Origin of the sequence: Vibrio sp. H11, assembly GCF_004804295.1 — a bacterium.
GTDB lineage: Bacteria > Pseudomonadota > Gammaproteobacteria > Enterobacterales > Vibrionaceae > Vibrio > Vibrio ostreae.
This window is the reverse complement of sequence record NZ_SSHN01000001.1, coordinates 312,999-326,416: the sequence shown is the minus strand read 5'-3', so window position 1 is coordinate 326,416 and position 13,418 is coordinate 312,999. Positions and strand designations below refer to the sequence as shown.

15 protein-coding genes are annotated in these 13,418 nt (G+C 49.5%); 1 reads left to right on the top strand and 14 read right to left on the bottom strand.

The annotated features are described in order from the left end of the window. Nucleotides 1-430: 430 nt before the first annotated feature. The 13 genes from E6C74_RS01660 to yceD form a co-directional block, all read right to left on the bottom strand. Complete coding sequence (locus tag E6C74_RS01660) at nt 431-1,198, bottom strand: YchF/TatD family DNA exonuclease (RefSeq protein ID WP_136482739.1); 768 nt, start codon at nt 1,196-1,198, stop codon at nt 431-433. Then, a complete protein-coding gene (gene holB, locus E6C74_RS01655; RefSeq protein ID WP_136482737.1) occupies nt 1,189-2,154 on the bottom strand; it encodes a DNA polymerase III subunit delta' in 966 nt (321 codons plus the stop codon). Before holB ends, E6C74_RS01660 begins: the two co-directional genes overlap by 10 nt. A 3-nt stretch (nt 2,155-2,157) precedes the next feature. Further along, nucleotides 2,158-2,787, bottom strand: a complete 630-nt coding sequence (gene tmk / locus E6C74_RS01650; protein WP_136482735.1) for a dTMP kinase — start codon at nt 2,785-2,787, stop codon at nt 2,158-2,160. A 27-nt stretch (nt 2,788-2,814) separates the two neighbouring features. After that, a complete protein-coding gene (gene mltG, locus E6C74_RS01645; RefSeq protein ID WP_136482733.1) occupies nt 2,815-3,828 on the bottom strand; it encodes an endolytic transglycosylase MltG in 1,014 nt (337 codons plus the stop codon). Then, nucleotides 3,825-4,628 (bottom strand): aminodeoxychorismate lyase, encoded by an 804-nt coding sequence (gene pabC, locus E6C74_RS01640; protein ID WP_136482731.1) that lies wholly within the window; start codon nt 4,626-4,628, stop codon nt 3,825-3,827. Before pabC ends, mltG begins: the two co-directional genes overlap by 4 nt. An 89-nt stretch (nt 4,629-4,717) precedes the next feature. Further along, entirely contained in the window at nt 4,718-5,962 is a 1,245-nt protein-coding gene (fabF, locus tag E6C74_RS01635) for a beta-ketoacyl-ACP synthase II (protein ID WP_136483180.1), read from the bottom strand. An 89-nt stretch (nt 5,963-6,051) separates the two neighbouring features. Beyond that, a complete protein-coding gene (acpP, locus tag E6C74_RS01630; protein ID WP_014204679.1) occupies nt 6,052-6,285 on the bottom strand; it encodes an acyl carrier protein in 234 nt (77 codons plus the stop codon). Between the two features lie 234 nt (nt 6,286-6,519). Then, on the bottom strand, nt 6,520-7,254 hold the full coding sequence (gene fabG / locus E6C74_RS01625; RefSeq protein WP_136483179.1) for a 3-oxoacyl-ACP reductase FabG: 735 nt from the start codon (nt 7,252-7,254) through the stop codon (nt 6,520-6,522). A 27-nt stretch (nt 7,255-7,281) separates the two neighbouring features. Continuing rightward, nucleotides 7,282-8,205 (bottom strand): ACP S-malonyltransferase, encoded by a 924-nt coding sequence (gene fabD, locus E6C74_RS01620; RefSeq protein ID WP_136482729.1) that lies wholly within the window; start codon nt 8,203-8,205, stop codon nt 7,282-7,284. A 103-nt stretch (nt 8,206-8,308) separates the two neighbouring features. Continuing rightward, nucleotides 8,309-9,259, bottom strand: coding sequence for a beta-ketoacyl-ACP synthase III (locus tag E6C74_RS01615; protein ID WP_136482727.1), 951 nt, complete (start codon nt 9,257-9,259; stop codon nt 8,309-8,311). Nucleotides 9,260-9,264: 5 nt separating this feature from the next. Further along, nucleotides 9,265-10,290, bottom strand: a complete 1,026-nt coding sequence (gene plsX / locus E6C74_RS01610; RefSeq protein ID WP_136482725.1) for a phosphate acyltransferase PlsX — start codon at nt 10,288-10,290, stop codon at nt 9,265-9,267. A 9-nt stretch (nt 10,291-10,299) separates the two neighbouring features. After that, nucleotides 10,300-10,470 carry a 50S ribosomal protein L32 gene (gene rpmF / locus E6C74_RS01605; protein ID WP_039429829.1) on the bottom strand — a complete coding sequence of 57 codons (171 nt, stop codon included), beginning with the start codon at nt 10,468-10,470 and terminating at the stop codon, nt 10,300-10,302. A gap of 31 nt (nt 10,471-10,501) precedes the next feature. Next, nucleotides 10,502-11,026: a 23S rRNA accumulation protein YceD gene (gene yceD, locus E6C74_RS01600; RefSeq protein WP_136482723.1), complete on the bottom strand. Its 525-nt coding sequence runs from the start codon at nt 11,024-11,026 to the stop codon at nt 10,502-10,504. A gap of 160 nt (nt 11,027-11,186) precedes the next feature. On the opposite strand from yceD, the gene E6C74_RS01595 reads away from it, so the two are divergent. Continuing rightward, entirely contained in the window at nt 11,187-11,768 is a 582-nt protein-coding gene (locus E6C74_RS01595) for a nucleoside triphosphate pyrophosphatase (protein WP_136482720.1), read from the top strand. Nucleotides 11,769-11,944: 176 nt separating this feature from the next. Here the strand turns inward: E6C74_RS01595 and rluC are convergent, their stop codons facing one another. Next, a complete protein-coding gene (gene rluC / locus E6C74_RS01590; protein ID WP_136482718.1) occupies nt 11,945-12,895 on the bottom strand; it encodes a 23S rRNA pseudouridine(955/2504/2580) synthase RluC in 951 nt (316 codons plus the stop codon). Between the last annotated feature and the right edge of the window lie 523 nt (nt 12,896-13,418).

Below are 13,418 nucleotides of genomic sequence, written 5' to 3'. Positions count from 1 at the left end.
TTAAGTTATTAGTATTCTTGAGTTCCAACGGCACACCCCCGTAGCCTCAGTGTTGGCCCTCAAGGAAAATGTAACGCGAATGTCATTATATTTTCCGGCTCTAAATATATCTTGATGCCCCTCAAGCTTTCTAGCGACTAATGAAATTTAGTTTCAAATTATTAGACAGATCACAATACCCACCACAGAGTGAAATCCTTTACATTTCATCTATCTAGCTGTTTTTAATGATAAAAAAATAACTAATCATTAATTTCATGCAGTAAATAAAATAGAGCCAATTGTTATTTTACGTAACAAAATTTCATTTCCGCATTTTAAAGCCAGATTTCCAACACATTTGGTGAACAACAGGCACGCCAATGCACTAAAGCGCCATTATGTATAAAAAACAACCCATACCGAGCCGTTTTTCACAATGATTTATTTTTTATCGTAAAAAAAGTTGCTGGAAATTTTGGGTGGTTTTTTCAGCGACTTCCTTAAGAGAGACACCTTTGAGCTGCGCAATATAAGCCGCGACTTCAACCACATATGCCGGTTGGTTTTGCTTACCGCGGTGCGGAACCGGCGCCAGATAAGGCGAATCGGTCTCAATGAGCAGGCGCTCTAGTGGTAACTGCTTCACCACATCTTTCAGTTCTTGCGCCTGGCGAAAGGTGACGATACCGGAGATAGAAATGTAAAAACCCAGCTCCATCGCCGCCTCGGCAAACGCCAGATCCTCGGTAAAACAGTGAATGACACCACCACAGCGCTCCGCTCCGCCCGCACGCAGAATATCCAGTGTATCCTGACGGGCATTTCGGGTATGAATAATCAGCGGCTTGTTGAGCGCTACTGCTGTTTCGATATGCTGCTTAAATCGCTCTTGCTGGAGCGGTGCCGTTTCCGGCTCATAATGGTAATCCAGACCGGTTTCACCAATCGCAACCACTTTGGGATGTGATGCATATTCCTGAAAACGGGCGAGTTCAAAATCACTCGCAACATCGAGCGGGTGTACGCCACAGGAAGCGTAAACATTATCGTAAGGCGTGATCATTTCCAGCATGCCGGCAAATGAATCCAGAGTTACCCCGACCGAAAGCAGCTGTTTTACATTAGCCTGCCTGGCCTTTTCTATCACATCTTCGATGCCGTTATGTAATTCATCATAATCGAGTTTATCGAGATGACAGTGCGAATCTACAAACATGCTTCCTCATTTAATTTCAGTAACCAATCAGTGATCAGCAGCTCACCGTTCAAACCGGTGAACGTTCTCAGTTGTTCTATCAGTTTAGCCAGACGGTCAGTCTGTTGCTGTAACTGAGCAAAGTTCATCAGCCCGGCAACCTGTTCACAACCCGGCGTAAAATACGCCTGCTGAATGCCAAACTGCACTTTCTGCGCATCTGTCAGCAAATACCATAACCAGCTTAAACGTTGTACCGGCTGCGCTGCCGCCGCTTTGGCGCAATTGATCAATGCACTGACATCACCTTGCAGCGCAGCAATAAACTGACTTTCCAGCGCGCTGTAATCCGCCACTCCCCCTTCGGCAATGAATACCTGTGTGGTCAATGGCGCATTGGCATGAATGTGCGCGGCATAAGGCGGCACGCTTTTATCCAGAGTCTCACTCAGCCAGCAAGACACCATCTGTGTCGCTGGTTCTGCGACGTTGATTTGCTGACAGCGGCTCACTATGGTCGGCAGAATATGACTAATGCGCGTCGTCACTAACACAAACACGCACTTACCTGCCGGTTCTTCCAGCGTTTTGAGCAGCGCATTGGCTGCCGATTCATTCATCGCTTCGGCAGGTTCAATCACTATCAGCCGGTAGCCGGACAGTTGCGACGATTCCTGCGCCAGACGATTACAGTGACGAATTTGCTCAACACTGATAGAACGGCCCTCTTTTTCTGGCCGAACCACATGATAGTCAGGATGATTCCCCGACTGCATCAAATCGCAGCTGTGGCAGAACCCGCACGCTTCACCGTCCTGCGCTGAACACATCAGTGCCGCGGCAAACGGTTCAACCAGCTGAAAGGCGCCCACACCAGCCGGCGCTGCAATCAGGGTCGCAGCAGAAAAGGTCTGATTTTTAAGCCGTGCCTGCCAGGACAACCAGGCATCATTCAGCCAGGGATAAATCGGTTGCATCGCCTAAACCACCTTGAACCAGGAGTCCAGCGCCTGACGAATACTGTTCGCCACTTCTGCCATGCTCTGGGCGGCATCGATGATCACTACCGACTCATCAGCGCGGGCGATCTCCAGATAACGCTCGCGGGTACGTTCAAAAAAGCTGATGTCCATTTTTTCTATCCGATCCAGTTCGCCACGGCCGCGGGCGCGTTCCAGGCCAAGCTTAGGGTCAATATCCAGATACAGCGTCAAATCCGGCTTAAAATCACCAAGCGTGGTCTGTTTCAGATTATGCAGGGTCTCGGCTGCAATTTGCCGACCTCCGCCCTGGTACGCTTGTGAGGACATATCATGACGATCACCCACAACCCAATCGCCTCGGTTTAACGCCGGCTTAATCACGTTCTCAACTAACTGCACGCGTGCTGCGTACATCAGCAGCAGCTCTGTAATATCCTGCAGCACTTCACCGTCATGCTCTTCCTTAACCAGCGAGCGCATTTTTTCCGCCAGCACAGTACCGCCCGGTTCACGAGTGCGGGTGATATGGTCGATACCCTGCGCGTGCAGCGCTTCAACCACAGCCTGGATAGCCGTGCTTTTACCGGCCCCTTCCAGGCCCTCTACTACGATAAATTTTGCATTCATGGGTTTTATCTTTGCTAATCGCTATGTTTACTGCTGTCTGAGCTGTTTCAGGTACGCACGCACCGCACGATTATGCTCGGTCAGACTTTTAGAAAATACGTGGCCACCGTTACCGCTGGCGACAAAATACAGATACGCGCTTTGCTCCGGATTAAGAGCTGCCGCGATAGATGCCTCACCCGGCATTGCTATCGGTGTTGGTGGTAAGCCGTTAATCACATACGTATTATACGGGGTGGCTGTGCGCAAATCTTTACGACGGATATTACCATCATAACTCTCGCCCATTCCGTAAATTACCGTCGGATCCGTCTGCAAACGCATCCGCTTATTAAGACGGTTGACAAACACCGAAGCAACCCGGGTACGCTCTTCTTCCACCGCCGTCTCTTTCTCAATAATGGACGCCAGTATCAGGGCCTCATAGGGCGATTTTAGTGGTAAATCCGGTTGACGCTGCTGCCAGGCGCTGTCCAGAATGGCTTCCAGTTTGGCGTGTGCCCGTTTCAGAATGTCCAGATCGCTGGTGCCCTTGGTAAAGTGGTAGGTCTCGGCCAGAAACAAACCCTCCAGTTTTTTCTGCTCCACACCCAGTAACTGCGCAATCTCGGCTTCTGATTTGCCGGCCAGAGTATGTTCCAACTGCTCATCATGTGCCAGCATAGCCAACCACTCATTAAAACGGCTGCCTTCCACAAAGGTGATCGCAAACTGGTGCTCTTTCCCGGATACCAGCAAATTCAACGCATCACGCAGCGTGCTTTGCGGCTCTACCTGATAGGTACCTTTCTTTATCTGAACCAGTTCCGGATGGAAACGACGCACCAATTTGGCGGCAAAACTATGCGTAATCCACTCCTGGCGGGTCATCTGAGTCAGCGCACTATTCAGACTGGTTCCGGCGTTGACCGTGAACAGTTGTTTAGTTTCGATACCCAGCGGCTGAGTGAGATAATCTTCAACTTGCTTAGTAACATAGAAATAGCCGACTGCGGCCAGTGCCAGCAGAGTAAACAGCAGTGAAACGAGTTTTTTAATCACGAATGAAAGCTCTCCTGAAAGCGTCGTGTGTAGTGACCGATTGGGTATGCCCGTCCGCCAATTTCAATCACCGGAGCGGTTTCCATAATAGCATTGGAGATAAACACCTCATCGGCATCCGCAAGATGGTCGAGCTTAAACGTCCCGCTCTCGAGGTTCAATCCCAAATCGGGCGCTTGCTCAACAATCAGCCGCCGCGCCACACCAGCTACCCCTGAGTTGCTCAGGTCCGGTGTGTACAAAGTATCGCCTTTCCGCCAGAATAAATTCGCCATGGTGGTTTCGACCACATGCTGATTCAGGTCAAGGCACACGCCGTCGGCATAGCCGGCCTGATCCATTTCTGCTTTGAGCAGCACCTGCTCCAGGCGGTTATTGTGTTTGTGACCCGCCAGCATCGGGTTGAGCCCCATACGATGGTGACAAACGCCGAGACGAATCCCCTCCTGCTGCCAGGCGGCATAGTGAGCAGGATATGAAAAATGACTGATAGTCACGTCAGGGTGAAGTAAATTGGCCGGGCTATAACCACGTCCGCCTTGACCGCGGCTGATATGCAGCTTAAGGCCTGCTTTGTCATCCGCCAGCATCGCCTGCTGCAACCACAGGCTGATCGTGTCCCAGTCCGGCAGGGGAATAGCCAGCACATTCAGGCACGCTTCCATTCGCTCAACATGATAGCACCAGTGCTCAATCCGGCCCTGCTTGGTCAGCATAGTGGTGAAGCAGCCATCACCATATTGAAACGAGCGATCCGAAACCGCGACCACATCCGTTAGTTCGCCATTGTGCCAGAACATATTCTACTCCCTGAAAAAAGAAACGGCTTAATGCTAAGCATCAAGCCGTTTCAACTCAAATATTTTCGCTAACTGTTGCGGTCAGGATTTTATACGCGTTTGAAAATCAGTGAACCGTTTGTGCCACCAAAGCCAAACGAGTTACACATAGCGTATTCCATACCTTCAACCTTACGCGCAGTATTTGGAACCAGATCCACACCCAGACCTTCTTCTGGATTGTCCAGGTTAATGGTCGGTGGAACAATCTGGTCTACCAAAGACATCACTGTAATGATTGCCTCTACTGAACCCGCAGCACCCAACAGGTGACCGGTCATCGACTTAGTCGAAGAAACCAGTACTTGCTCAGAGCCTGCTTCGCCCAGTGCACGCTTGATGCCTTTCACTTCCGCCACGTCACCAGCTGGTGTAGACGTGCCGTGTGCATTGACGTAACCGATTTGCGTACCAGTTAGGTCAGCATCACGCATCGCCGCCTCCATAGCCAGCGCACCGCCTGAACCATCTTCACTTGGTGAAGTCATATGGTAAGCATCGCCCGACATACCGAAACCAACGATTTCTGCGTAGATCTTCGCGCCACGAGCTTTCGCGTGTTCGTACTCTTCGATCACCATCACGCCTGCACCGTCACCCAGTACAAAACCATCACGGTCTTTATCCCAAGGACGAGACGCTTTCTGTGGCTCATCGTTACGAGTAGACAGCGCTTTTGCTGCACCGAAACCCGCCATACCCAGAGGGGTTGACGCTTTTTCGCTGCCGCCGGCTACCATGGCGTCTGCATCACCGTATGCAATCATACGCGCAGCATGGCCGATGTTGTGCAGACCTGTAGTACATGCAGTTGATATCGCGATGTTAGGACCGCGCAGACCACGCATGATAGACAGGTTACCCGCTACCATGTTAACGATGGTAGAAGGAACAAAGAACGGGCTCACTTTACGTGGACCTTTCTCCATAAGCGCCTGATGACCTGTTTCGATCAAATCAAGACCGCCGATACCAGAACCGATGGCAACACCAACGCGAGGCGCGTTTTCTGCAGTGATGACCAGACCTGAATCGTCTAGCGCTTGGATACCCGCGGCAATACCGTACTGGATAAACAAATCCATTTTACGGGCATCTTTTTTAGACATGTACTCTTCGCAGTTAAAATCTTTTACCAGACCTGCGAAACGAGTAGAAAAATTTGTTGTATCAAAGTGCTCGATATTCACGATACCACTTTGACCAGCTAGCAGGGCTTTCCAAGAAGATTCTACTGTGTTGCCTACCGGTGACAACATACCCATGCCAGTGACAACGACACGACGCTTGGACACGATCATATTCTCCGGAAATGAAAATTCTATGAGAGATAATAGATGAGTGAGAAAAACTCAGGCGGCCAGAGGGCCGCCTGGGGAGAGCATTACTGAGCGCTGTTTACGTAGTCGATCGCAGCTTGAACAGTAGTGATTTTCTCTGCTTCTTCATCAGGAATCTCAGTGTCGAATTCCTCTTCAAGAGCCATAACCAGCTCAACAGTGTCAAGAGAATCAGCACCTAGGTCTTCAACGAAAGAAGCTTCGTTTTTAACTTCTGCTTCGTCTACACCCAGCTGTTCAACGATGATTTTCTTTACGCGTTCTTCGATGTTGCTCATTTTTACTTTTCCTTTACAGATTTCGCCTAATGCGATGATGCCGTAGTTTATTCGAACTAGTGAAAGTTGCAAGGGGCACCTTGCTGGTCAAACCACAAATTTGGCGATTTTAACCGAAATTCACACCATTTTTGACTTATATCATGCACAAATCTTGCGCATTTAAACGTTAAGTTTCAGGCGAAGTCAACCATTTACTTCACAGTTTGCGCTCACTTCGCCGCAAACTTAGCGTTAAACCATGTACATTCCGCCGTTAACGTGCAGAGTTTCGCCGGTAATGTACGCAGCTTCCGGAGATGCCAGGAAAGCCACAGCAGAAGCAATTTCACGTGGGTCACCCAGACGACCAGCCGGCACTTGTGCTAGTGTAGCAGCACGTTGCTCGTCATTCAGCGCTTTTGTCATATCAGTTTCGATAAAACCTGGTGCAACTGTGTTCACAGTCACACCACGTGAAGCAACTTCGCGTGCCATTGACTTAGTAAAGCCGATTACACCCGCTTTCGCTGCTGCGTAGTTAGTCTGACCTGCGTTACCCATCGTACCAACAACAGAACCCACATTGATGATACGACCATGACGTTTTTTCATCATACCACGCAGAACCGCTTTAGACAGGCGGAAGATAGATGTCAGGTTAGTATCCATGATATCTGTCCATTCATCATCTTTCATGCGCATCAGCAGGTTATCACGGGTGATACCCGCGTTGTTAACCAGGATGTCTACGCCACCGAATTCGTCATTGATGTTTTTCAGTACTGCTTCGATAGATTCAACATCGGTCACGTTCAGTGCCAGACCCTTACCATTGTCGCCCAGATAAGCGCTGATCGCTTCTGCGCCGCTTTCGCTGGTTGCAGTACCAATCACTTTCGCACCACGTGCTACCAATAGTTCCGCGATCGCTTTACCGATACCGCGACTTGCGCCAGTAACCAGGGCAACTTTGCCTTCCAGGTTCATGAAATCACTCATGTCTATTTCCTACTTTTACTTAACTGCGTCCAGTGAAGCGATATCGTTCACTGCTTGCGCGTTCAGCGTTTTCACAATACGTTTAGTCAGACCAGTCAATACTTTACCCGGGCCAACTTCAATCAGAGTCTCAATGCCTTGCTCACTCATCTTCTGCACGCCTTCAGTCCAGCGAACCGGGCTGTGCAGTTGGCGAACCAGTGCATCTTTAATTTTTGCCGGATCCGTTTCAGCCGCAACATCTACGTTGTTGATCACCGGAATTTGTGGCACGTTGAACTCAAGTGCTTCCAGTGCCACAGCCAGTTTATCGGCTGCCGGTTGCATCAGAGCGCAGTGTGACGGTACTGAAACCGGTAGCGGCAATGCACGTTTGGCACCCGCTTCTTTACACAGTGCACCGGCACGTTCAACTGCGTCTTTCTGACCGGCGATAACCACCTGGCCTGGCGAGTTGAAGTTCACCGGGGACACAACGTCACCTTGTGCGGCTTCCTCACACGCTTTCGCAATCGCTTCATCGTCCAGGCCGATGATAGCAAACATAGCGCCGGTACCCGCAGGAACGGCTTCCTGCATCAACTGACCACGCAGTTCAACCAGTTTGATGGCCGCTTTAAAGTCAATCACACCGGCACAAACCAGAGCAGAGTATTCACCCAGGCTATGGCCGGCCAGCACTTGTGGCTGCTCCAGGCCCAGCTCCTGCCATACGCGCCAGATAGCAACGGATGACGCCAGCAGTGCAGGTTGAGTGCGGAAAGTCTGGTTGAGATCTTCTGCAGGGCCATTTTGAACCAGAGCCCAAAGATCGTAACCCAGAGCGTCAGACGCTTCTGCAAAAGTTTGTTTAACTACATCATACTGTTCGCCAAGCTCAGCAAGCATACCCACTGCCTGAGAGCCCTGACCCGGAAATACGATAGCAAACTTGCTCATGTTTTTTTCCTTAACTTAATAATGAATAAGGAGTCTTGCGACTCCTTAAGTCTGAATATTTATCGCGCGTTGCTGCTAAGTTCAACCGTCCGTTGTGAATCAATCAGAACTTGACCAATGCAGAACCCCAGGTGAAACCACCACCAAAGGCTTCCAGCAACAGAGTCTGGCCACGTTGAATGCGTCCGTCACGAACCGCTTCGTCCAGTGCAGTTGGCACGGTAGCGGCAGAGGTATTGCCATGACGGTCCAGAGTGACCACGACTTGATCCAGCGACATCGACAGTTTTTTCGCCGTCGCTGAAATAATTCGATAGTTCGCCTGATGAGGCACTAACCAGTCTAGTTCAGACTTGTGCATATTGTTGGCAGCCAGTGTATCTTTCACCAGCTTTGACAATTGTGTCACGGCGACTTTAAACACTTCGTTACCGGCCATATGCAGCCATTTGTCGACATCACCGCCGCGCTCCGGGACTTCCAGGCTCAGCAGATCGCCAAAACGGCCGTCCGCGTAAATGTGGGTTGACAGAATACCCGGCTCTTCGCTGGCACCCACAACCACAGCACCGGCACCGTCACCAAACAGAATGATGGTTGAACGATCGGTCGGATCACAGGTTTTTGACAGCGCATCCGCGCCAATCACCAGAACATTTTTACACATACCCGATTTAATGTGTTGATCTGCCACCGACAAACCGTACATAAAACCCGAACAGGCTGCAGCCAGGTCAAACGCCGGACAGCCCTGAATCTCCAGTTTCGCTTGTACCTGACAAGCTGAAGACGGGAAAGTATGACTGCCGCTCGTGGTGGCGACAATGATCAGATCGATGGCTTCTTTATCAATGCCAGCCATCTCGATTGCATTCTGAGCCGCATAAAACGCCATATCGGCAACCGTTTCATTTTCGGCAGCAATCCGACGCTCACGAATACCGGTGCGAGTGACAATCCACTCATCACTTGTATCTACCATTTTCTCCAGATCGGCGTTGGTACGCACTTGAGATGGCAGGTAGCTGCCTGTACCTAAAATTTTGCTATACATGAAGACTAATAATGCCTCTCGAGTAAAACCGCTTCCAAACGATCGCTTATACGGCTGGGGACTTGTCGTTTCACTTCATGTACCGCTTCGGAAATGGCATTCACGACAGCGGATACATCAGCACTTCCATGACTTTTAATGACAATGCCGCGCAATCCTAGCAAACTTGCACCGTTATACTGGTCGGGGTTCAGTGTTTTTAGTTCAGTAAATAGTTCAGAAAACAGCTTTCTGGCAATCCAACCCTTTATGGATGAGGCTAAAAACTTACTTTTTAACTTATCGATAAAGAGTTGCGCAGTTCCTTCACAGGTTTTCAAACAGATATTGCCGACGAAACCGTCACAGACTATCACATCCGCTGCATCGGTCAGCAGTTGGTTACCTTCAATATAACCGATAAAGTTCACTGCGTTAGTCTGTTGCAACATTCCTGAACAACGTTTGACAAGATCATTACCTTTTATTTCCTCAGCGCCGACATTCAAAATAGCGACCCTGGGAATGCGGGACAAATGTTGCTCCGCCAATGCAGCCCCCATAACGGCAAACTGGAACAGAGAATCGGCATCACTCGACACATTGGCGCCTAAATCCAACATCCACACTTTACCGCCGGACGCGGTGGGTAACGCCGATACTAAAGCAGGACGGTCAATACCTGGTAACAATTTGAGTCGAAAACGGGATAACGCCATCAAAGCTCCGGTATTACCTGCACTGACGCAGGCATGGGCCTGGCCTTCAGCGACCTGATCAATCGCCATCGCCATTGAACTGCCCTGACAATGACGCAGTGCTAATGATGGTTTTTCGGAGTTAGAGATAACTCGGTCACTGTGCAGAATGCACAAACGGGCATCTGATTCGTAACCTAGAAGAGAAAGTTGCTGGGCGATCTCAGTCTGATCACCGATGAGAGTCACTTTTAGCTCTGGGAAATGCGACAGTGCCTGCACGGCGGCAGGCACTGTAACGCGAGGACCGAAATCCCCGCCCATTGCATCAAGTGCAACGGTTAAATTTTGCAAAGGTCAACCTTACTTGTTGATAACCTTTTTGCCACGGTAGTAACCTTCAGCAGTCACGTTGTGACGCAGGTGAGTTTCACCTGAAGTTGCGTCTACAGATAGTGCAGCTGTAGTTAGCGCATCGTGTGAACGACGCATACCACGGCGTGAACGTGTTTTACGGTTTTGTTGTACGGCCATCGACCCTACTCCTATGTTATTGCTTAAAGATTTACTTCTTTAAACTTTTTAAAACATCGAACGGATTCGGCTTCTCTTCCAACACTTCGTCTGGAAGTTCACCAAACACCATATTGTCTGAAGTAACGCTACAATCTGCTTCGTCGTGCATCGCAACCTGGGGCAAGTTTATGATGAACTCGTCTTCAACTAACTGAATCAGGTCAACCTCACCGTACTCGTTCAGATCTACCAAATCGTACTCGTCGGGGGCGTCTTCTTCACTTTGCTGCCCTTTATAAGGGGTGTAAGTGAATTCAACTTCACACTGATGTGTGAAAACCTCATTACAGCGTTGACACTCTAAATCGACTTCGATGTTAGCTTTACCAGAGATAACAACAAGTCGCTGTTCATCAAGCCCAAATGACAATGAGACTTGAGCGTCGCGTTTAACGCCTTCGACTGACTCCTCTAAGCGCTTGAAAAGACTCATTTGGATGATGCCATCGTAATCAAGTCGTTTCTGAGCGGCTTTACCCGGATCAATCGTTCGCGGTATTTTTACCTTTTGCATAGGGCGCGAATATTATCTTCCAAAATAGATTTAGTCAAAGAAAAAGGCAAAAAAGTTACTTTTTTTTCCCTTTCCGTATAGAGAATTATGAGCAGCCTGTTTGTTGATATAAGCTGCCGTAAAACCCATGATAATTGTACAGTAAGAAGCGTATAAAAAGATGCAAAATTACCAACTTGTTTTAGCGTCAACTTCCCCTTTCCGTCAACAGTTGCTCGCCAAACTGCAGATCCCGTTTACCACCGCCACCCCGGATTGTGATGAAACCCCACTGGTCGGTGAGAGTCCGGAGCAGTTGGTATTGCGCCTTGCTGAGGCGAAAGCACGCTCCTGCCAGGTTACCGGCAACAGCCTGGTGATTGGCTCGGATCAGGTGTGTGTCATTGACGGCCGGATTGTCGGCAAGCCCCACACCCGTGATAAAGCCATCGAACAGCTGCTCAGTCAGAGCGGTCAGGCGATCACCTTCTATACGGGCCTGGCACTGTATAACCGCAGCACCGACAAGGCTCAGGTGGTTTTAGATACCTTTACCGTTCACTTTCGCAAGCTCACTCCACAGATGGTCAGCCGTTATGTTGACCAGGAGCAGCCACTGCACTGCGCAGGCAGCTTTAAAAGTGAAGGACTCGGCATCGCCCTGTTTGAACGGCTGGAAGGCGACGATCCGAACAGTCTGGTCGGACTGCCGCTGATTCGCCTTATTCGCCTGCTGGAAAACGAGCAGTTTGCGGTACTGTAAGCATTAAGCTGAGCTGAAACTTCATTCCGCTGCATATCTTAATTTCGCCGCATAACTTAATTTCACCACATAACTTAATTCAGCCACAAATAACGAAGGCTTGTCATCCGACAAGCCTTTGCATTGCTAAAACACCAGTCGCTCTGCTACACCACCAGTCGCTCTGACTGAAAGAATCAGCCTGCCTGACGCATTTTGGCCAGTGCCTGCTCCAGTTTATCGTCGAGAGGCGCATTGATTTCCATTTTTGCGCCGCTGCCCGGATGAACAAACTGAATGTTGGCGGCGTGTAAAAACAGACGGTCAATGCCAAACTTAGCGGTATAGGCGTCAAAACGGCGATCACCATAACGATCATCCCAGGCGATCGGATGACCCATGTACTGAGTGTGCACACGGATCTGGTGGGTGCGGCCGGTAATCGGACTTGCCTGAACAAGCGTAGCTTGTGAAAACTTCTCAAGAATTCTAAAACGGGTCTCTGACGGCTTACCGTTCGAGTTGACCCGCACGATACTGTTCACTTCGTTTTTCAGCAGTGGCGCATTGACCGCTTTGCAGCTGGCTTTCCACTCCCCCATCACCAGCGCAAAGTAGTACTTCTGCACGGTTTTTTCGCGAAACTGGCTCTGCAGGTGACGCAGCGCCGAGCGCTTCTTAGCCACCAACAAAATGCCTGACGTATCGCGGTCAATCCGGTGCACCAACTCAAGGAAGCGAGCCTGCGGACGCAGCGCACGCAGCGCTTCAATCGCGCCAAACTTTAAGCCGCTGCCGCCATGCACCGCTGTACCGGATGGTTTATTGAGCACCAAAAGATGCTCATCTTCATACAGTACACAATGCTCCAGTTCTGCGACCTTATTGAGCTTAGTACTCGGTGCCGCGATCTCTTCTTCTTTCACTTCCATGGTCACCGGCGGAATCCGCACCATATCGCCGGCCGCCAGCTTGTATTCGGCTTTGACGCGTTTTTTATTGACGCGCACCTCGCCCTTACGCAGGATTCGGTAAACCACGCTTTTAGGGATGTTTTTTAATTGGTTGCGCAAGAAATTATCAATGCGCTGACCAGCCATGTCTTCGTCGATATCAACGAACTGGACTTGGGTTCTTATTTCGCTCATGGCGGCTATTCTAACCGTAATAGGATGAAATTCACATTTTCTTGGTAACAAAAAAAACGCTTTCAGCTTAAAACTTAAGCTAAATTGTTGAAACTCACATCAATGCGGCGCACTGCTCCGACAGTTAAAGCCTGGAATACGCGCAAAACTCAAATTTGTCACTGGTTTTCACTAAGAATTTTGCGTGTTCACTGACATTTTTTATACAGAACCGCAAAATTTTAAGCGCTTTCTAATAAAGCAGATTGCTGAGTTTACCAGTCACTGCTATAGTTCACAGCTGCAATAATCGAACAGGTGGCATATTATCTGTAGCCGTTTGATTAACGCAAGTTTATGAGTAGCTAAGCCAAAAACCGATGTGCTGCACACGGCGTAAGACACAGTTGATTAAGGCGTTCTTGTTGCTCTACTCATCGTCATTTCATGTTGAGTATCCTCCGCCACTACGCGGATCACAGGCGAGTGAAACGCTTGTGATACTGAAGTGCCCTCAGAGCATCCCCCTCCAGCCGGGAGGCTG